Source organism: Bacillus sp. YP1 (genome assembly GCF_000877815.1).
GTDB classification, from domain to species: domain Bacteria; phylum Bacillota; class Bacilli; order Bacillales; family Bacillaceae; genus Bacillus; species Bacillus subtilis.
In genome coordinates this window covers 2,583,354-2,604,592 of sequence record NZ_CP010014.1, presented here as the reverse complement: position 1 = coordinate 2,604,592, position 21,239 = coordinate 2,583,354, and the positions used below count along the sequence as shown (strand labels likewise).

At 44.2% G+C, this 21,239-nt stretch carries 18 protein-coding genes; 16 read left to right on the top strand and 2 right to left on the bottom strand.

Annotation, left to right across the window (positions count from 1 at the left end):
• The first annotated feature begins 133 nt into the window (after positions 1–133).
• The 6 genes from maeB to QF06_RS12785 all read left to right on the top strand — a co-directional run bounded on the left by maeB (position 134) and on the right by QF06_RS12785 (position 6,954).
• On the top strand, positions 134–1,366 hold the full coding sequence (maeB, locus tag QF06_RS12810) for an NADP-dependent malic enzyme (protein WP_014664951.1): 1,233 nt from the start codon (positions 134–136) through the stop codon (positions 1,364–1,366).
• Between the two features lie 334 nt (positions 1,367–1,700).
• Entirely contained in the window at positions 1,701–2,573 is an 873-nt protein-coding gene (accD, locus tag QF06_RS12805) for an acetyl-CoA carboxylase, carboxyltransferase subunit beta (RefSeq protein WP_003223544.1), read from the top strand.
• The gene (gene accA / locus QF06_RS12800; protein WP_003229417.1) at positions 2,558–3,535 is read left to right on the top strand and encodes an acetyl-CoA carboxylase carboxyl transferase subunit alpha; all 978 of its coding nucleotides are present in this window, start codon (positions 2,558–2,560) and stop codon (positions 3,533–3,535) included. Before accD ends, accA begins: the two co-directional genes overlap by 16 nt.
• 183 nt (positions 3,536–3,718) lie before the next feature.
• Entirely contained in the window at positions 3,719–4,678 is a 960-nt protein-coding gene (gene pfkA / locus QF06_RS12795) for a 6-phosphofructokinase (RefSeq protein ID WP_003229420.1), read from the top strand.
• Positions 4,679–4,720: 42 nt separating this feature from the next.
• Positions 4,721–6,478: a pyruvate kinase gene (gene pyk / locus QF06_RS12790; protein ID WP_004398560.1), complete on the top strand. Its 1,758-nt coding sequence runs from the start codon at positions 4,721–4,723 to the stop codon at positions 6,476–6,478.
• 92 nt (positions 6,479–6,570) lie between these two features.
• Positions 6,571–6,954 carry an FxsA family protein gene (locus QF06_RS12785; protein WP_015251477.1) on the top strand — a complete coding sequence of 128 codons (384 nt, stop codon included), beginning with the start codon at positions 6,571–6,573 and terminating at the stop codon, positions 6,952–6,954.
• Between the two features lie 32 nt (positions 6,955–6,986).
• Here the strand turns inward: QF06_RS12785 and ytvI are convergent, their stop codons facing one another.
• Complete coding sequence (gene ytvI / locus QF06_RS12780) at positions 6,987–8,102, bottom strand: sporulation integral membrane protein YtvI (protein ID WP_004399115.1); 1,116 nt, start codon at positions 8,100–8,102, stop codon at positions 6,987–6,989.
• 96 nt (positions 8,103–8,198) lie between these two features.
• Here ytvI and QF06_RS12775 point away from each other — a divergent pair, with 96 nt between their 5' ends.
• The 10 genes from QF06_RS12775 (at position 8,199) to coaE (ending at position 20,347) form a co-directional block, all read left to right on the top strand.
• Positions 8,199–8,663: a DUF441 domain-containing protein gene (locus QF06_RS12775; RefSeq protein ID WP_015251478.1), complete on the top strand. Its 465-nt coding sequence runs from the start codon at positions 8,199–8,201 to the stop codon at positions 8,661–8,663.
• 334 nt (positions 8,664–8,997) lie between these two features.
• A complete protein-coding gene (gene citZ, locus QF06_RS12770) occupies positions 8,998–10,116 on the top strand; it encodes a citrate synthase (protein WP_004398810.1) in 1,119 nt (372 codons plus the stop codon).
• Positions 10,117–10,280: 164 nt separating this feature from the next.
• On the top strand, positions 10,281–11,552 hold the full coding sequence (gene icd / locus QF06_RS12765) for an NADP-dependent isocitrate dehydrogenase (RefSeq protein WP_014477637.1): 1,272 nt from the start codon (positions 10,281–10,283) through the stop codon (positions 11,550–11,552).
• A 43-nt stretch (positions 11,553–11,595) separates the two neighbouring features.
• Entirely contained in the window at positions 11,596–12,534 is a 939-nt protein-coding gene (gene mdh, locus QF06_RS12760) for a malate dehydrogenase (RefSeq protein ID WP_003237775.1), read from the top strand.
• Positions 12,535–12,745: 211 nt separating this feature from the next.
• Positions 12,746–13,468 (top strand): two-component system response regulator PhoP, encoded by a 723-nt coding sequence (gene phoP / locus QF06_RS12755; protein ID WP_015714503.1) that lies wholly within the window; start codon positions 12,746–12,748, stop codon positions 13,466–13,468.
• The gene (gene phoR / locus QF06_RS12750; protein ID WP_015714502.1) at positions 13,461–15,200 is read left to right on the top strand and encodes a sensory box histidine kinase PhoR; all 1,740 of its coding nucleotides are present in this window, start codon (positions 13,461–13,463) and stop codon (positions 15,198–15,200) included. Before phoP ends, phoR begins: the two co-directional genes overlap by 8 nt.
• Positions 15,201–15,443: 243 nt before the next feature.
• Positions 15,444–18,086 carry a DNA polymerase I gene (gene polA / locus QF06_RS12745; protein ID WP_015714501.1) on the top strand — a complete coding sequence of 881 codons (2,643 nt, stop codon included), beginning with the start codon at positions 15,444–15,446 and terminating at the stop codon, positions 18,084–18,086.
• Between the two features lie 22 nt (positions 18,087–18,108).
• The gene (gene mutM / locus QF06_RS12740; RefSeq protein ID WP_015714500.1) at positions 18,109–18,939 is read left to right on the top strand and encodes a DNA-formamidopyrimidine glycosylase; all 831 of its coding nucleotides are present in this window, start codon (positions 18,109–18,111) and stop codon (positions 18,937–18,939) included.
• Between the two features lie 166 nt (positions 18,940–19,105).
• Positions 19,106–19,738: a sporulation membrane protein YtaF gene (ytaF, locus tag QF06_RS12735; RefSeq protein ID WP_003229449.1), complete on the top strand. Its 633-nt coding sequence runs from the start codon at positions 19,106–19,108 to the stop codon at positions 19,736–19,738.
• Between the two features lie 15 nt (positions 19,739–19,753).
• Positions 19,754–20,347, top strand: coding sequence for a dephospho-CoA kinase (coaE, locus tag QF06_RS12730; RefSeq protein ID WP_015714499.1), 594 nt, complete (start codon positions 19,754–19,756; stop codon positions 20,345–20,347).
• A gap of 40 nt (positions 20,348–20,387) precedes the next feature.
• Here coaE and ytbE read toward each other — a convergent pair whose 3' ends face one another.
• The gene (gene ytbE, locus QF06_RS12725) at positions 20,388–21,230 is read right to left on the bottom strand and encodes an aldo/keto reductase YtbE (protein WP_015714498.1); all 843 of its coding nucleotides are present in this window, start codon (positions 21,228–21,230) and stop codon (positions 20,388–20,390) included.
• Positions 21,231–21,239: the final 9 nt, after the last annotated feature.

The window sequence follows — 21,239 nt, the reverse complement described above, 5'->3', positions numbered from 1 at the left end:
TTCGCTTTTTGTTATACAATTGGAGCAATTATGTGATCCTGTTTAAATATTCAGATAGATTTACTCCGCAGAATGCAGCAATCAACGCAGCAGTATACGAATCAAAAAATATCCATAAGGAGTGTTTAGTAGAATGTCATTAAGAGAAGAAGCATTACACCTGCATAAAGTCAACCAGGGGAAACTGGAGTCTAAATCAAAAGTAGAGGTCAGAAATGCGAAAGATCTAAGCCTCGCTTATTCTCCGGGTGTTGCAGAACCGTGTAAGGATATTCATGAAGACATTAACAAAGTATATGATTATACAATGAAGGGGAACATGGTAGCAGTTGTAACTGACGGTACAGCTGTACTTGGCCTTGGAAACATCGGCCCTGAAGCGGCGCTTCCTGTTATGGAAGGGAAAGCAGTTCTTTTCAAAAGCTTTGCGGGCGTAGATGCGTTCCCGATTGCTTTAAACACAAACGATGTTGATAAAATCGTTGAAACTGTAAAATTGCTGGAACCGACATTTGGCGGCGTCAACCTTGAAGATATTGCAGCGCCAAATTGCTTTATCATTGAAGAGCGCCTCAAAAAAGAAACAAACATCCCGGTTTTCCATGATGATCAGCACGGTACTGCCATTGTAACCGTAGCAGGTCTTGTGAACGCGCTGAAACTGTCTGGAAAATCCATGTCATCCATTAAAGTTGTCGCAAACGGCGCGGGTGCGGCTGGCATTGCGATTATCAAGCTTCTTCATCATTATGGCGTTCGCGACATTGTGATGTGCGATTCCAAAGGGGCCATTTATGAAGGGCGCCCGAACGGCATGAACGATGTCAAAAATGAAGTGGCGAAGTTCACGAACCAAGATCGCAAAGACGGTTCTCTGAAAGATGTCATCGTTGATGCTGACGTATTTATCGGTGTCTCTGTAGCAGGCGCGTTAACAAAAGAAATGGTTCAAAGCATGGCAAAAGATCCAATTATCTTTGCAATGGCAAATCCAAATCCGGAAATCATGCCGGAAGATGCGCGTGAAGCCGGAGCAAGCGTTATCGGAACTGGCCGTTCTGACTTCCCGAACCAAGTAAACAATGTTCTTGCATTCCCAGGTATTTTCCGCGGAGCGCTTGATGTGCGTGCCACTCATATTAACGAGGAAATGAAAATCGCAGCGGTTGAAGCCATTGCTTCACTGGTTTCAGAAGATGAGCTTAGCGCAGACTATGTCATCCCTGCACCGTTTGATAAACGTGTTGCGCCTGCTGTTGCGAAGGCTGTGGCAAAAGCTGCGATGGAAACAGGTGTTGCAAGAATCACTGTTGACCCTGAGGAAGTCGCAGAAAAAACAAGAAAACTTACGATTATTGGTGAATAATTTTAATTCATTCCAAAAATGGCAGCGCGTTGGCGGAGACCGACGCGCTGTTCTCAAGTTAAACTGACGGCTGAAATTTTTTTAGGGGGTTAGCCTTAAAAAAATTTCAGCCGGGTTTAACATTATTTTTGAATACGCTGTCAACCTTGTCGTTTCAACACCTTATCTGATTTCATACAAGCCTTTCCGAGCACGTCATCGAATAAAAAGTTGTCGAATTGAGGATGACAGCGTTTGACAAAAAAAGTACAATAGTTTCGGTAAAGTTATTAGCAAGTCTATCTGTTTGATGACATGCGGTGAAGAGAACCCTTCACAAAAGGGAGGTAATCATTTGTTAAAGGATATATTCACGAAAAAGAAAAAGTATGCTTCCGTACCGTCTGATCAAGCGAAGCACGATGTTCCGGAAGGCATTATGACAAAATGTCCTAAGTGTAAAAAAATCATGCTCACTAAAGAGTTGGATAAAAATATGCGGGTATGCATGAACTGCGATTATCATTTCCCAATGAACGCAAAACAGCGTATCGAAAGCTTGATGGATGAACAATCCTTTGAGGAATTTAATCAGGGAATGCTCTCGGAAAATCCGCTTGGTTTCCCGGGATATCTGGAAAAGCTTGAAAAAGATCGCGAGAAAACATCCTTAAACGAGGCTGTTGTGACAGGCAAGGGCACCATCGGCGGACACCCGGCTGTTGTCGCCGTCATGGACTCTTCATTCAGAATGGGCAGCATGGGTTCAGTCGTCGGTGAAAAAATCACGCTTGCGATTGAAAAAGCAAAAGCTGATAAAGTTCCGTTTATTATTTTTACGGCTTCAGGCGGTGCTAGAATGCAGGAAGGCGTATTAAGTTTGATGCAGATGGCAAAGACAAGCTCTGCGTTAAAACTGTTCAGTGAAGAACAGGGTCTTATTATTTCAGTAATGACGCATCCGACTACCGGGGGCGTATCAGCAAGCTTTGCATCCCTTGGCGATTACAATTTCGCTGAGCCTGGCGCGCTGATCGGTTTTGCTGGAAGACGGATTATTGAACAGACAATAGGAGAAAAACTGCCTGAGGACTTCCAAACGGCTGAGTTTTTATTAAAACATGGACAGCTTGATGCGGTTATTCATCGCGACGATATGAAAAAAACGTTAGAAAATCTGCTGGATATGCATCAAACAGGAGGTGACATTGAGTGGCTCCAAGATTAGAATTTGAAAAACCGGTGATTGAACTGCAAACCAAAATCGCCGAACTAAAAAAATTCACCCAAGATTCCGATATGGATCTAAGTGCGGAAATCGAACGGCTCGAAGACCGTCTCGCTAAGCTTCAGGATGATATTTACAAAAATTTGAAGCCGTGGGACCGGGTTCAAATCGCGCGTCTGGCGGACCGTCCGACAACTCTTGATTATATCGAACACCTGTTTACCGACTTTTTTGAATGTCACGGAGACAGAGCGTACGGGGACGATGAAGCCATTGTCGGCGGGATTGCGAAGTTCCACGGCCTCCCTGTAACGGTAATCGGGCATCAGCGCGGCAAAGACACGAAGGAAAACCTAGTCCGCAATTTTGGGATGCCGCATCCAGAAGGCTACAGAAAAGCGCTTCGTCTGATGAAACAGGCTGACAAATTTAACAGACCAATTATCTGTTTTATTGATACGAAGGGGGCATACCCTGGACGAGCAGCTGAAGAAAGAGGACAAAGTGAAGCTATTGCCAAAAACCTGTTTGAGATGGCCGGCCTTCGAGTGCCTGTTATCTGCATCGTCATTGGTGAAGGCGGAAGCGGCGGAGCCCTTGGTCTGGGTGTAGGCAATCACTTGCATATGCTGGAAAACTCTACTTATTCTGTTATTTCTCCGGAAGGTGCCGCGGCACTTTTATGGAAGGACTCCAGTCTTGCTAAAAAAGCAGCAGAAACAATGAAAATCACTGCGCCGGATTTAAAAGAATTAGGTATTATAGATCATATGATTAAAGAAGTAAAAGGCGGAGCGCACCATGATGTGAAGCTGCAGGCAAGCTATATGGACGAAACCCTTAAACAATCGTTAAAAACTTTGCTGAAGCTGAGCGAAGAAGAATTAGTTCAGCAGCGCTATGAAAAATATAAAGCAATTGGCAAAGTCTCGGTTGAAGATCAATATATCGGGGTAAACTAAATAAACGTGAAGCCTTTGGCTCACGTTTATTTTTTGTGACATTCCTTAAATTTTATTTAAAAACAATTTATTTAATTGTATAATAGGTAAGGTTTCATAGGGAGGATGGAGATCCCTTTTCATTGTTTTTAGGGCAATGATCATGTTATGTTTAATCATATATGTTGCTGAGGTGAATGGAGAATGAAACGTATAGGGGTATTAACGAGCGGCGGGGATTCCCCGGGAATGAACGCAGCAGTTCGCGCAGTAGTCAGAAAAGCGATCTATCATGACGTTGAAGTTTACGGTATTTACAACGGATACGCGGGATTGATCAGCGGAAAGATTGAAAAGCTTGAACTCGGATCAGTAGGCGATATTATACATCGTGGAGGGACTAAGCTTTATACGGCGAGATGTCCTGAATTCAAAACAGTTGAAGGCCGTGAAAAAGGGATAGCAAACTTGAAGAAGCTTGGTATTGAAGGCCTTGTTGTTATCGGCGGAGACGGTTCCTATATGGGTGCGAAAAAATTAACGGAACACGGGTTTCCATGTGTAGGTGTACCGGGTACAATTGATAATGACATTCCGGGCACTGATTTTACAATCGGTTTCGATACAGCTTTAAATACAGTAATTGACGCAATTGATAAGATTCGTGATACAGCGACTTCTCATGAACGTACATATGTAATCGAAGTAATGGGCCGTCATGCCGGCGATATCGCATTGTGGGCCGGTCTTGCAGGGGGCGCAGAATCGATCTTAATCCCTGAGGCAGACTATGACATGCACGAAATCATTGCCCGCTTAAAACGCGGCCACGAACGCGGCAAGAAGCACAGTATTATTATTGTTGCCGAAGGTGTAGGCAGCGGTGTTGAATTCGGGAAACGCATTGAAGAAGAAACAAATCTTGAAACTAGGGTATCTGTATTGGGCCATATCCAGCGCGGAGGTTCTCCGAGTGCTGCTGACCGTGTGTTAGCAAGCCGTCTCGGCGCATATGCAGTTGAACTGCTGCTTGAAGGAAAAGGCGGACGCTGTGTAGGTATACAAAACAATAAGCTTGTAGACCATGATATTATAGAAATACTTGAGACAAAACACACAGTTGAGCAAAACATGTATCAGCTTTCAAAAGAACTGTCTATCTAATGTACAGCTGAAGGCTGAAGATTTCAGAAGGAAGTGAACCAAATGAGAAAAACTAAAATTGTTTGTACCATCGGTCCGGCAAGTGAAAGTATTGAAATGCTTACGAAATTAATGGAGTCAGGAATGAACGTGGCTCGATTAAACTTTTCTCACGGAGATTTTGAGGAGCACGGTGCAAGAATTAAAAATATCCGCGAAGCAAGCAAAAAACTTGGCAAGAACGTTGGAATTCTGCTTGATACAAAAGGTCCTGAAATCCGCACACATACAATGGAAAACGGCGGTATTGAGCTTGAAACAGGCAAAGAGCTCATTATTTCAATGGACGAGGTTGTAGGAACAACAGATAAAATTTCAGTGACATATGAAGGTTTAGTCCATGACGTTGAACAAGGTTCAACGATTCTGTTAGATGACGGCCTAATCGGTCTTGAGGTACTTGATGTAGATGCCGCTAAACGCGAAATCAAAACAAAAGTATTAAACAACGGAACACTCAAAAATAAAAAAGGTGTTAACGTACCGGGCGTAAGTGTCAATCTTCCGGGGATTACTGAAAAGGATGCGCGAGACATCGTTTTCGGTATTGAGCAAGGAGTAGACTTCATCGCACCATCTTTCATTCGACGTTCCACGGATGTGCTCGAAATCCGTGAGCTTCTTGAAGAGCACAACGCTCAGGATATTCAAATCATCCCTAAAATCGAAAACCAAGAGGGCGTTGACAACATCGATGCGATTCTCGAAGTGTCTGACGGCTTAATGGTTGCACGCGGAGACTTAGGTGTGGAAATTCCAGCTGAAGAAGTGCCGCTTGTGCAAAAAGAACTGATCAAAAAATGCAACGCGCTGGGCAAACCTGTTATTACAGCGACACAAATGCTTGACAGCATGCAGCGCAACCCGCGTCCGACTCGTGCGGAAGCAAGTGACGTTGCAAACGCGATCTTCGACGGAACAGATGCGATCATGCTTTCAGGTGAAACTGCTGCCGGAAGTTACCCGGTTGAAGCAGTTCAAACAATGCATAACATCGCGTCCCGTTCTGAAGAAGCTTTAAATTATAAAGAAATTCTCTCAAAACGCAGAGATCAAGTGGGTATGACAATTACAGACGCAATTGGACAATCTGTCGCACATACGGCGATTAACCTGAATGCTGCTGCGATCGTAACGCCGACAGAAAGCGGCCATACAGCACGTATGATTGCAAAATACCGTCCGCAGGCTCCGATTGTTGCGGTTACTGTAAATGACTCTATTTCCAGAAAGCTTGCCCTCGTATCTGGCGTATTCGCGGAAAGCGGCCAAAATGCGAGCTCAACAGATGAGATGCTTGAGGATGCTGTCCAAAAATCATTGAACAGCGGAATTGTAAAACACGGCGATCTTATCGTTATTACAGCAGGCACTGTCGGTGAGTCCGGCACTACGAACTTAATGAAGGTTCATACTGTCGGCGATATCATCGCTAAAGGCCAAGGCATTGGACGCAAATCAGCTTACGGTCCGGTTGTCGTTGCACAAAATGCAAAAGAAGCTGAGCAAAAAATGACTGACGGTGCGGTACTTGTTACCAAAAGCACTGACCGTGATATGATTGCATCCCTTGAAAAAGCGTCTGCTCTTATTACAGAAGAAGGCGGTTTGACTAGCCATGCTGCGGTAGTCGGATTAAGCCTTGGCATCCCGGTTATCGTGGGTCTGGAAAATGCGACATCTATTTTGACAGATGGCCAGGATATTACAGTTGACGCTTCCAGAGGTGCAGTCTATCAAGGCCGTGCGAGCGTTCTTTAATTACAGGTGAAAATGGAAGGGGAATCCCTTCCTTTTCTCTTTATCATGCCTTTTGTTGAACAGAACGTGTTACACGTGTGGGGGGCTTGGATATGAGATTTTTGTTTTTGCTTTTTATTGTGTTTCCGGCAATAGAAATCGGTATATTCCTATTTTTAGGCAAGCTGATTGGCATTTTACCGACAGTTCTATTCATGATTCTGACTGGCATTATCGGCGCAGCAGCTGCAAAAAAACAAGGAACCGAAGTGTATTATAAGGTTCAGCGTGATCTTCAATATGGCAAAATGCCGGGAGAAGCGATTGCTGACGGTCTGTGCATTTTCATTGGCGGTCTATTGCTGATGCTTCCGGGCTTTTTATCAGATTTGGCCGGCGCCTGTCTTCTTATCCCGTTTACCCGCGGCTGGTGTAAGCCGATTCTGTTCAAATGGCTGAGAGGTATGTCGAAGAATAAGCGGATCATCATCAAATAAAAAACGGCAGCCATGAAAAAACGGCTGCCGTTTTATTTTTGCTGAACGGTGATATAGGACCATATTTCTTTTAATGCGCCTGTTGTGATGAAAGCTTGGATGATGACGAGTACAGCCGGTCCCGCAATCAGTCCTAAAAACCCGAATAATTTAAAGCCGGCAAACAGGGCGATGAGTGTTGCCAGCGGATCGATCCCGATAGATTTACTTAGTATCTTGGGCTCTGTCAGCTGCCGCTGAATAAGAACGACGAGGTACAGGATACCAATTCCGATCGCTTGGGGCAGCTGGCCCGTAATCGATAAATACAAAATCCAGGGCACAAATACGGAGCCGGCACCTAAGTAAGGGAGAAGATCTACAAGCCCGATTAAAAAAGCAATTGTTGCGGCGTGTTCAACCTTTAAGAGAGAAAGGCCGATAAATACAATCACCATCGTGATGAAAACGAGGACGGCTTGTGCTTTGATAAAACCAGTCATTGCTTTTTTTAATTCGCTGCTGATCGCTTTGCTGTTAGCTGTCACACGATCCGGCAGAATTAAAACAAGCATGGCTTTCAGCTTGTGCCAATCCTTTGTCATAAAAAAGGTTGCCAGAAGAGAAAAAATCAGAACCGCCGCCGTATTGGGAAGAAGAGCGAAAAATCTCGGGATCATCTCTAGAATGTGGGACAGCAGGAGCCCGGCATTTTTAGCGGCAGAATCACCGAGTGTCTGGATATGAGTGACGATGGAAGCCTGCTGGTTCGTTTCCAATTCTTGAAACAAAAGAGTTAACTCGTTATAGAGCGGCTGAATATGAGTTGTAAACAATTTTTCGCAATATGAAATAAACGTGCTGATATGCGGAGGCAGCGTTTTTGCTAGATAGGCTGTTCCCGTTACGATTTCGGCTACCAGAATGGTGAGGACGCCGAAGGCTGCGAGCAGAAAAAAAGCAAGAACGCCCAGAACATTTATCGTTCGGGGGAATCCTGTCACTTTGTCCAAATAATCGACAACAGGATGAATCACTGAAGAAAGAATAAGGGCGATCAGGAACGGATAAGTTAACGGAAACGAATAATAGGCCGCAGCTATCGACCCTGCGGTCATTGATATGACAAAGAGGGTTCTGAAAAAAATAGTGATATAAGATTGATTCACGAAAACGGTCCTCCTCTCGTCAGCATGTCCTATTTTTTATATGTATTCACGCTGCGGCTGAATATGAATACATTCATCTTAAAGGAGGGATGGCATGTGTTTACACAAGCGAATTTATTTTTAATTTTACTCTTGGCTATCGCACTTATCGCAAAAAACCAATCATTGCTCTTTGCTGTATCCGTCCTTTTGATCATCAAAATCGTTGGGCTTGATCAGAAATTATTTCCGACCATCCAGTCAAAAGGCATTAACTGGGGTGTGACCATTATTACCATCGCCGTTCTTGTCCCGATTGCCACGGGAGAAATCGGATTTAAGCAGCTTGGAGAAGCAATGCGGTCTTCCTACGCATGGATCGCCCTTGGAGCGGGGATCGCAGTGGCGCTGATTGCAAAAAACGGCCTGGCCCTGCTTGAAAATGATCCGCATATTACAACTGCTCTCGTGATCGGGACCATTCTTGCAGTCGCGCTTTTTGGAGGAGTTGCGGTGGGGCCGCTGATCGGAGCGGGGATTGCTTATTTAGCCATGCAGATCGTAAAACTGTTCACTTCATAACAAAAAGCGGCCTTAAAGCCGCTTTTTTTTGTATGCAAAAACCCGCAAATAAAGGCGTTTTTTCGGGGAAATCACAGAATGAAAAAAAAAATTATAGGTAAACATTTAACAAATGTCTGATTATTGTTTATAATGAGAATAGGCTTAAACTTAAATAAGCTTATAAGAATTTGTTATGTTCTTTCATAAGCAAAGGGTTTTAGTTCCAGCAGCCAGTAAAATGTAAGCATTTTCTTTTTGGGGGAGAGAAATACTTGCATCGTGCTTTTTAAGTAAGCCTCATGTTTTTACAACACTCTTAAAGGGGAAATTTATTGAAAAGGAGATGTTATATATGACAGCGACACGCGGTCTTGAAGGGGTTGTAGCAACAACATCATCTGTTAGTTCTATTATTGATGATACCCTTACATATGTGGGGTATGATATCGATGATTTGACAGAGAATGCAAGTTTTGAAGAAATCATCTACTTGCTTTGGCATCTAAGGCTGCCAAACAAAAAAGAGCTTGAAGAGTTAAAGCAGCAGCTTGCAAAGGAAGCTGCCGTTCCGCAAGAAATTATTGAGCACTTCAAATCTTATTCCCTCGAAAATGTTCATCCCATGGCTGCTCTTCGGACAGCAATTTCATTACTAGGCCTGCTTGACAGCGAGGCTGATACCATGAACCCGGAAGCCAACTACAGAAAGGCGATCCGCCTTCAGGCAAAGGTGCCTGGCCTGGTTGCAGCGTTTTCCAGAATTCGCAAGGGTCTTGAGCCTGTTGAACCGAGAGAAGATTACGGTATTGCGGAGAATTTTCTTTACACATTAAACGGTGAAGAGCCTTCACCAATTGAAGTTGAAGCCTTCAACAAAGCATTGATTTTACATGCTGACCATGAGCTGAACGCGTCAACGTTCACAGCGAGGGTCTGCGTCGCAACACTTTCTGACATCTATTCAGGCATTACTGCAGCAATCGGCGCGCTGAAAGGGCCTCTTCACGGCGGAGCGAATGAAGGCGTTATGAAAATGCTGACAGAAATCGGTGAAGTGGAAAACGCTGAGCCGTACATCCGCGCTAAACTTGAAAAGAAAGAAAAAATCATGGGATTCGGCCACCGTGTGTATAAGCATGGTGATCCGCGCGCGAAGCATCTGAAAGAAATGAGCAAGCGCCTGACCAACCTGACAGGCGAAAGCAAATGGTATGAGATGTCGATTCGTATAGAAGACATCGTCACATCAGAGAAAAAGCTTCCGCCTAACGTTGATTTCTATTCGGCTTCTGTATATCACAGCCTCGGTATTGACCATGATTTGTTTACACCGATTTTTGCTGTAAGCAGAATGTCCGGCTGGCTCGCTCATATTCTTGAGCAGTATGACAACAACCGTCTGATCCGCCCGCGGGCAGATTACACAGGCCCTGACAAACAAAAATTCGTTCCGATTGAAGAAAGAGCCTAAAGAACCATTGGAGGCTGGCTTGCGTCAATGAGGTTAGCCTCTTGTTCAGAACATCAAAATTGGGTTACACTTTAAATTGAATGTTAGGAAAAATCATTTTATTTTCTATATAAGAAAAATAAAATGTTTTCTAAATATGAATTACATACTGGGAGGTTTTTATTGTGGCACAAGGTGAAAAAATTACAGTCTCTAACGGAGTATTAAACGTACCAAACAACCCGATTATCCCATTTATCGAAGGAGACGGAACCGGTCCTGATATTTGGAACGCGGCTTCGAAGGTTTTGGAAGCAGCAGTAGAAAAAGCATACAAAGGCGAAAAGAAAATTACATGGAAAGAAGTTTACGCCGGAGAAAAGGCTTATAATAAAACAGGTGAGTGGCTCCCTGCTGAAACATTAGATGTGATCCGCGAATATTTCATCGCGATTAAAGGCCCGTTAACGACACCTGTCGGCGGCGGTATCCGTTCTTTGAACGTAGCGCTCAGACAAGAGCTTGACCTATTCGTCTGCTTAAGACCTGTAAGATACTTTACTGGAGTGCCGTCACCGGTAAAACGCCCTGAAGATACTGATATGGTCATCTTCCGTGAAAATACAGAAGATATTTACGCAGGCATCGAGTATGCAAAAGGCTCTGAAGAAGTGCAAAAGCTTATCAGCTTCCTTCAAAATGAGTTAAACGTCAACAAAATCCGTTTCCCTGAGACATCAGGTATCGGCATTAAGCCTGTTTCAGAAGAAGGAACAAGCCGCTTGGTCAGAGCTGCCATTGATTATGCGATCGAGCATGGCCGCAAATCTGTAACGCTTGTTCACAAAGGAAACATCATGAAGTTCACAGAAGGCGCGTTCAAAAACTGGGGCTATGAACTTGCTGAAAAAGAATACGGAGATAAAGTCTTCACATGGGCTCAATATGACCGCATTGCTGAAGAAGAAGGAAAAGACGCTGCCAACAAAGCGCAAAGCGAAGCGGAAGCAGCAGGAAAAATCATTATCAAAGACAGCATTGCTGACATTTTCCTTCAGCAGATCTTAACGCGTCCAAACGAGTTTGATGTCGTTGCGACAATGAACTTGAACGGAGATTACATTTCTGATGCTCTTGCTGCGCAAGTCGGCGGAATCGGCATTGCTCCTGGAGCGAACATCAACTACGAAACAGGACATGCGATTTTCGAAGCGACGCACGGAACGGCTCCTAAATATGCAGGCCTTGATAAAGTAAACCCATCTTCAGTTATTCTTTCAGGCGTTCTGCTTCTTGAGCATTTAGGATGGAACGAAGCGGCTGATTTGGTTATCAAATCTATGGAAAAAACAATCGCTTCCAAAGTCGTAACTTACGATTTTGCTAGATTAATGGACGGGGCGACTGAAGTGAAATGCTCAGAGTTCGGAGAAGAACTGATCAAAAACATGGACTAAGCAAGGAAAAAGCCTAAAACTAGCCATAAAGGAGAAGAGAGACATGGGAAATACTCGTAAAAAAGTTTCTGTTATCGGAGCAGGTTTTACCGGAGCTACAACTGCATTTTTAATCGCTCAAAAAGAGCTGGCAGACGTTGTTCTTGTTGACATTCCGCAATTGGAGAACCCGACAAAGGGAAAAGCGCTTGATATGCTTGAAGCAAGCCCAGTTCAAGGCTTTGACGCAAAAATTACGGGAACATCTAATTACGAGGATACAGCTGGCTCTGACATTGTTGTCATTACAGCCGGTATCGCAAGAAAACCTGGTATGAGCAGAGATGATCTGGTCTCTACAAACGAAAAGATTATGAGAAGCGTTACGCGGGAAATCGTGAAATATTCTCCTGACTCTATTATTGTGGTGCTGACAAATCCTGTTGATGCAATGACATACGCGGTGTACAAAGAATCAGGCTTCCCTAAAGAGCGCGTAATCGGCCAGTCCGGTGTGCTTGATACGGCAAGATTCAGAACATTTGTGGCAGAGGAATTAAACCTGTCAGTGAAAGATGTGACTGGTTTCGTACTCGGCGGACACGGTGACGATATGGTTCCGCTTGTGCGTTATTCTTATGCTGGCGGTATCCCGCTTGAAACTCTTATTCCGAAAGAACGGATTGACGCAATTGTGGAGCGCACTAGAAAAGGCGGAGGCGAAATCGTGAATCTTCTTGGAAACGGAAGCGCGTATTATGCGCCTGCGGCTTCTCTGACTGAAATGGTCGAAGCGATCTTGAAAGATCAGCGCCGCGTTCTTCCTACAATTGCTTATCTTGAAGGGGAATACGGCTATGAAGGCATCTACCTTGGTGTTCCTACAATTGTAGGCGGCAACGGTCTTGAGCAAATCATTGAACTTGAACTGACAGACTATGAAAGAGCGCAGCTGAATAAATCAGTTGAATCTGTCAAAAATGTCATGAAAGTATTATCCTAATAAAAAGAGAGAAAGGCTTGCTTAATACAGCCTTTCTCTTTTTACTATATATGAAAGCGCTATCATGCACATCTTTATTTCTTTTAAAAATGATGTAAAAGGCGAATTGTCGGAATGTCCTGCTTTCGCTAAAATAAAATCATGAAACATGTTAAGATGACATAAAATAGAGAAATAGGATGTCGGGGAATTATAATACTGGAGGCACAGCATGAACAAGAAAATTTTAGTTGTGGATGATGAAGAATCTATTGTTACTCTTTTACAGTACAATTTGGAACGGTCAGGCTATGATGTCATTACCGCCTCGGATGGGGAAGAAGCACTCAAAAAAGCGGAAACAGAGAAGCCTGATTTGATTGTGCTTGATGTGATGCTTCCAAAATTGGACGGAATCGAAGTATGCAAGCAGCTGAGACAGCAAAAGCTGATGTTTCCCATTTTAATGCTGACAGCGAAGGATGAGGAATTCGACAAAGTATTAGGGCTTGAGCTCGGTGCTGATGATTATATGACCAAGCCGTTCAGTCCAAGGGAAGTAAATGCGAGAGTCAAAGCGATTTTAAGGCGTTCGGAAATAGCTGCGCCCTCTAGTGAGATGAAGAACGATGAAATGGAAGGCCAGATCGTAATCGGCGATCTGAAAATCCTGCCTGATCATTATGAAGCGTACTTTAAAGAAAGTCAGCTTGAACTGACACCGAAAGAATTCGAACTGTTGCTCTATTTAGGCAGACATAAAGGCAGAGTTCTGACAAGAGACCTGCTGCTGAGCGCAGTCTGGAATTATGATTTTGCTGGAGATACGAGAATTGTTGATGTGCACATCAGCCATCTTCGCGACAAAATTGAAAACAATACCAAAAAACCGGTCTACATTAAAACGATTAGGGGATTGGGGTATAAACTGGAGGAGCCAAAAATGAATGAATAAATACCGTGTGCGCCTTTTTTCTGTATTCGTTGTCTGTATGATTCTGGTGTTTTGTGTCCTCGGGCTGTTTTTACAGCAGCTTTTTGAAACATCTGATCAAAGGAAAGCAGAGGAACACATTGAAAAAGAAGCAAAATACTTGGCTTCGCTTCTTGATGCCGGCAATCTGAATAATCAAGCAAATGAGAAAATCATTAAAGATGCAGGCGGCGCGCTTGATGTGAGCGCATCCGTTATCGATACAGACGGCAAGGTGCTGTATGGGTCAAACGGGAGAGCGGCTGATTCCCAAAAGGTGCAGGCGCTTGTTTCTGGCCATGAGGGTATTCTGTCAACAAAAGATAACAAGCTTTATTACGGACTTTCACTTAGAAGCGAAGGGGAAAAAACAGGATATGTGCTGCTTTCCGCCTCTGAAAAAAGCGACGGCTTAAAAGGCGAATTGTGGGGAATGCTGACGGCCAGTCTTTGTACCGCATTTATCGTCATTGTTTATTTTTATTCCAGCATGACCTCACGTTATAAAAGGTCAATTAAGTCAGCGACAAATGTAGCCACAGAACTCTCTAAGGGCAACTACGATGCACGGACGTACGGCGGCTATATTAGGCGTTCTGATAAGCTAGGACATGCGATGAACAGCCTTGCCATTGATCTGATGGAAATGACGCGAACGCAGGAAATGCAGCGGGATCGGCTGCTGACAGTCATTGAAAACATTGGCTCCGGGCTGATTATGATCGACGGAAGAGGCTTTATTAATCTCGTAAACAGGTCTTACGCCAAGCAGTTTCATATCAATCCGAATCATATGCTGCGCCGTCTTTATCACGATGCATTTGAACATGAAGAAGTGATCCAGCTTGTCGAAGACATTTTTATGACGGAGACAAAGAAATGCAAGCTGTTAAGACTGCCGATCAAAATAGAACGGCGTTATTTTGAAGTGGACGGCGTTCCGATTATGGGGCCGGATGATGAATGGAAAGGAATTGTGCTCGTTTTCCATGACATGACGGAAACAAAGAAATTAGAGCAGATGAGGAAGGATTTTGTGGCCAATGTTTCTCATGAGCTGAAAACACCGATTACGTCCATAAAAGGGTTTACGGAGACGTTATTGGATGGGGCGATGGAGGACAAAGAGGCGCTTTCTGAATTTCTCTCTATTATTCTTAAGGAAAGCGAAAGGCTTCAGTCTTTGGTTCAGGATTTGCTCGATCTCTCAAAAATCGAGCAGCAAAATTTCACGCTCAGTATCGAAACGTTTGAACCGGCCAAAATGCTTGGTGAGATAGAAACGCTTCTGAAGCATAAAGCGGATGAGAAAGGCATCTCCTTGCACCTGAATGTCCCGAAAGACCCTCAATATGTATCTGGTGACCCGTACAGGCTGAAACAGGTATTTCTTAATCTCGTAAACAATGCGTTAACCTACACGCCTGAGGGGGGCTCCGTGGCTATCAATGTAAAACCCAGAGAAAAAGACATTCAGATTGAGGTTGCCGATTCTGGAATCGGAATTCAGAAAGAAGAAATTCCGCGAATCTTTGAACGCTTTTACCGCGTAGATAAAGACAGAAGCAGGAATTCGGGCGGAACAGGGCTGGGCCTTGCGATTGTCAAGCATTTAATAGAGGCTCATGAAGGGAAAATTGATGTCACAAGCGAGCTTGGACGGGGAACTGTCTTTACCGTGACGCTGAAACGGGCCGCTGAAAAGTCCGCCTAATGTTTACAAAGGTTTAACAATATCTTCATGCACTGTTAAACCTATGCTGGTAGGATGTAGTAGAACCCCTTCATCCAAGGAGCCAATTTTGACGGCGGGAACCTATTTGTGTTCCCGTCCTTTTTTGTGTCTTCTCTTATAGTTCACGTATTTTCCTTTCAAATTGAACTTTGTTAAAATAAGAGGAGCTAATGACTATGTAAGAGATGAATGGAAGCCTGAGGCTTCTTAGGAGGAAATTGAATGACGGAACGAAAAAAATTAGTGCTTGTAGACGGAAACAGTCTGGCTTACCGGGCGTTTTTTGCATTGCCGCTGTTAAGCAATGATAAAGGTGTTCATACGAATGCTGTATACGGCTTTGCGATGATTTTGATGAAAATGCTTGAGGATGAAAAACCGACGCACATGCTGGTTGCGTTTGATGCCGGGAAAACAACATTTCGTCACGGCACATTTAAAGAATATAAAGGCGGCAGACAGAAAACCCCGCCTGAGCTTTCCGAACAAATGCCGTTTATCCGCGAGCTGCTTGATGCCTACCAGATCAGCCGCTATGAACTGGAACAATATGAAGCGGATGATATTATCGGCACACTGGCCAAATCGGCTGAAAAAGACGGATTTGAAGTTAAGGTTTTCTCAGGAGATAAGGATTTAACCCAGCTGGCAACGGACAAAACGACAGTTGCCATTACGAGAAAGGGAATTACCGATGTTGAATTTTACACACCGGAGCATGTCAAAGAGAAATATGGGCTTACGCCTGAACAAATCATTGACATGAAGGGTCTGATGGGCGATTCCTCAGATAATATTCCGGGTGTGCCCGGCGTCGGAGAAAAGACTGCGATTAAGCTTTTAAAACAATTTGATTCGGTTGAAAAGCTGCTGGAGTCCATTGACGAGGTGAGCGGAAAGAAATTGAAGGAAAAGCTTGAGGAGTTTAAGGATCAGGCATTGATGAGCAAGGAGCTTGCGACAATTATGACGGATGCTCCGATTGAGGTATCTGTTTCCGGCCTGGAATATCAGGGCTTTAATCGTGAACAGGTCATTGCCATCTTTAAAGATCTTGGCTTCAACACGCTTCTTGAACGGCTTGGAGAAGGCAGTGCAGAAGCAGAACAGGATCAATCGTTGGAAGACATTAATGTCAAAACAGTCACAGACGTGACAAGCGATATATTGGTTTCTCCATCCGCATTTGTCGTTGAACAGATTGGCGATAATTATCATGAAGAGCCGATCCTCGGATTTTCGATCGTAAATGAAACGGGAGCTTATTTCATTCCGAAAGACATTGCCGTTGAGTCTGAGGTGTTTAAAGAATGGGTGGAAAATGACGATCAGAAGAAATGGGTCTTCGACAGCAAGCGGGCTGTTGTCGCTTTGCGCTGGCAGGGCATTGAGCTGAAAGGAGCCGAGTTTGATACGCTCCTTGCGGCTTATATCATCAACCCGGGCAATTCATATGACGACGTTGCGAGTGTGGCTAAGGATTACGGCCTGCATATCGTTTCAAGTGATGAATCAGTTTATGGAAAAGGAGCAAAACGAGCAGTGCCGTCAGAAGACGTACTGTCTGAGCACCTTGGCCGCAAAGCGTTAGCGATTCAAAGCCTTCGGGAAAAGCTCGTTCAGGAGCTGGAAAACAACGACCAGCTTGAACTGTTTGAAGAGCTGGAAATGCCTCTTGCGCTTATTCTCGGCGAAATGGAATCAACTGGCGTCAAAGTCGATGTTGACCGTTTAAAACGGATGGGTGAAGAACTGGGTACGAAGCTGAAGGAATATGAAGAAAAAATCCATGAGATTGCGGGAGAGCCGTTTAACATCAATTCTCCGAAACAGCTAGGCGTCATCTTATTTGAAAAGATCGGCCTTCCTGTCGTAAAGAAAACGAAAACAGGCTATTCTACGTCTGCCGATGTGCTTGAAAAGCTGGCTGACAAGCATGATATTGTCGACTATATTTTACAGTACAGACAAATTGGCAAGCTTCAATCAACATATATCGAAGGGCTTTTAAAGGTGACGAGACCGGATTCGCATAAAGTGCACACGCGATTTAACCAGGCCTTAACGCAAACTGGCCGTCTCAGCTCGACTGATCCGAACCTGCAAAACATTCCGATCAGGCTTGAGGAAGGGCGGAAAATTCGCCAAGCTTTTGTGCCGTCTGAAAAAGACTGGCTCATTTTTGCAGCCGATTATTCACAAATCGAGCTGCGGGTGCTTGCCCATATTTCAAAGGATGAAAATCTGATCGAAGCTTTTACAAATGATATGGATATTCACACGAAAACGGCAATGGATGTGTTCCATGTCGCTAAGGATGAAGTGACATCTGCGATGAGACGCCAGGCGAAAGCGGTCAACTTTGGCATTGTTTACGGGATCAGCGATTACGGTCTGTCACAGAACCTCGGCATTACCCGGAAGGAAGCGGGAGCATTTATCGACCGCTATCTGGAAAGCTTCCAAGGCGTAAAAGCGTACATGGAAGATTCAGTACAGGAAGCGAAACAAAAAGGATACGTAACAACGCTTATGCATCGCCGCCGCTACATCCCTGAGCTGACGAGCCGGAACTTTAATATCCGAAGTTTTGCGGAGCGGACGGCCATGAATACGCCGATTCAAGGAAGCGCCGCTGATATTATCAAAAAAGCCATGATTGACATGGCTGCCAAGCTGAAAGAAAAACAGTTGAAAGCAAGGCTTCTGCTTCAAGTACACGATGAATTGATTTTTGAGGCGCCAAAGGAAGAAATTGAAATTCTTGAAAAGCTTGTTCCTGAAGTGATGGAGCATGCGCTTGCATTAGATGTGCCGTTAAAGGTGGACTTTGCATCAGGCCCATCTTGGTACGATGCGAAATAAACAGAGATAGGAAGTGATGGATGTGCCGGAATTACCAGAGGTTGAGACGGTCCGGCGCACTCTGACCGGGCTTGTAAAGGGAAAAACAATCAAATCGGTAGAGATCAGATGGCCGAATATCATCAAACGGCCTGCCGAACCGGAGGAATTTGCGCGAAAACTAGCAGGAGAAACGATACAGTCCATCGGAAGACGGGGAAAGTTTTTACTGTTTCATTTAGATCATTATGTTATGGTTTCTCACCTTCGAATGGAAGGAAAATACGGTCTTCATCAAGCCGAGGAGCCTGACGATAAACACGTGCATGTCATATTCACGATGACGGATGGAACCCAGCTCCGGTACAGGGATGTGCGGAAATTTGGAACCATGCACTTATTTAAACCGGGAGAAGAAGCGGGCGAGCTCCCGCTTTCTCAGTTAGGGCCGGAGCCGGATGCAGAAGAATTTACAAGTGCGTATTTAAAAGAACGGCTTGCGAAAACAAACCGCGCTGTCAAAACTGCCCTACTGGATCAAAAAACGGTAGTTGGACTCGGGAACATTTATGTGGATGAGGCTCTTTTCAGAGCGGGTGTCCATCCCGAGACAAAAGCAAATCAATTATCAGATAAAACAATCAAAACCCTTCACGCTGAAATCAAAAACACTCTGCAGGAGGCGATTGATGCGGGCGGAAGCACAGTCCGTTCATATATCAACTCCCAAGGGGAAATCGGAATGTTCCAGCTGCAGCATTTTGTGTACGGAAAAAAAGACGAGCCATGCAAAAATTGCGGAACGATGATTTCGAAAATTGTCGTTGGAGGAAGAGGCACGCATTTTTGCGCAAAGTGCCAGAAAAAAAAGTAGCATAATGCTTCATCGTCCAAGCTGTCGGTGCATATATCAGTAACTCTGTAATTGAGGATGCCATTTTCGAAACACGGATTTTTCACTTTCCCATATATATGATTGTGATGAATCCCGGGCATTTCACATCTGATACAAGAGCACCAACAGAAAGGAAGAAACGGATATGCAAATGGTTTCTATACTGCTGCTGGCGTTGGCTGTCAGCTTGGACAGTTTTTCAGTCGGATTTACGTACGGATTGAGAAAAATGAAAATACCGTTTAAAGCGATTTTGGTTATCGCCTGCTGTTCCGGTGCTGTCATGTTTATATCCATGCTGATCGGAAGCTTTCTCACGAAGTTTTTTCCTGTATATGTGACGGAGAAGCTTGGCGGTTTGATATTGGTTGGAATCGGTGCGTGGGTTCTGTATCAATTTTTCAAACCGGCAAAAGATAAAGAATACCTATTGCATGAAAAAACACTGCTTAATTTAGAGGTTCGGTCATTAGGAATTGTGATTCATATTTTGAGAAAACCCATGAGTGCGGATATCGACAAATCGGGTGTGATCAACGGAATTGAGGCGGTCTTATTGGGATTTGCCTTATCGATTGATGCCTTTGGAGCAGGTATAGGCGCAGCCATTCTTGGTTTTTCGCCGATTGTGATGAGCATCGCCGTGGCAATCATGAGCTCGCTGTTTGTATCAATTGGAATCAATGCCGGCCATTTTCTGTCTAAGTGGAAATGGATCGATAAAATGGCGTTTTTGCCGGGGCTTCTATTAATCACGATTGGGCTCTGGAAATTGTAAAAAGGAGTGGATCTCTTGACCTTAGTCATTGGTTTAACGGGAGGAATAGCTAGCGGCAAAAGCACGGTAGCCAATATGCTGATTGAAAAAGGAATAACAGTTATAGATGCAGATATCATTGCAAAACAAGCGGTAGAAAAAGGGATGCCGGCCTACCGGCAAATCATTGACGAATTCGGTGAAGACATACTGCTCTCAAATGGCGATATAGATAGAAAAAAGCTTGGAGCGCTGGTATTTACAAATGAACAAAAACGTCTCGCTTTAAATGCAATTGTTCATCCCGCAGTCAGGCAGGAAATGCTCAATCGCCGTGATGAAGCCGTTGCAAATCGGGAGGCATTTGTTGTATTGGATATCCCGCTATTGTTCGAAAGCAAATTGGAATCATTGGTTGATAAAATTATTGTGGTCAGTGTGACAAAAGATCTTCAACTGGAACGTCTGATGAAGCGCAATCAGCTGACGGAAGAAGAAGCAGTCAGCCGTATCCGCTCTCAAATGCCCTTAGAGGAAAAAACAGCAAGAGCAGATCAAGTCATTGATAACAGCGGCACGTTTGAAGAGACCAAAAGGCAGCTTGATGAAATCATGAACAGCTGGGCATAATCAAAAAACACCGTTCATATTGAACGGTGTTTTTTTGCCATTAAAAATCAAAGTTGTCCGGATCAGGACCGACGCGCAAGTTTTCATTCAGTGCATCGATTCGGTTCATGTCATCCTGCGTTAATTCAAAGTCAAATACGCTTGCATTTTCTTTAATGCGGTGTTCCTTCGTTGATTTAGGAATCGTAATGATGCCATGCTGCAGATCCCAGCGCAAAATAATTTGTGCGACAGATTTATTATATGTTTGAGCGATGTCAGCCAATACAGGGTGATCCAGCAGCTGTCCCTGCATTAAAGGTGACCAAGCCTCCATCTGGATGCCCTGATTTTGGCAGTATCTTATCAACTCTTTTTGTGTGAGGCGCGGGTGAAATTCCACTTGGTTAATCATAGGCTTAATTTCAGCTGCCGTCATCAGATCTTCAAGATGGTGAATTTGGAAGTTGCTTACGCCAATCGCTTTGATGCGGCCTTCTTTATACAGCGTTTCAAGCGCTCTCCAAGCTTCTTTATACTTTCCTTCTACAGGCCAGTGGATGAGGTATAGATCCAAATAATCCAGACCGAGTTTGGACAGACTTGTTTCAAACGCGGCGAGTGTTTCTTCGTAGCCTAAATCCGCATTCCATACTTTCGATGTGATAAACAGATCCTCTCTTGAAATGCCTGCTTCTTCAATGCCTTCCCGAATCCCTTCTCCGACTCCAGTTTCATTTCCATAGATTGCTGCAGTATCAATACTGCGGTACCCGTGAACAATGGCAGTTTTAACTGCGTTTACCAGTTCAGATCCTTCTTCCACTTGGAACACGCCAAGGCCGAACCAAGGCATTTCTACCCCATTATGAAGTGTTGCTTTTGCTTGTAAATGTGTTGTCATGTTCATTTC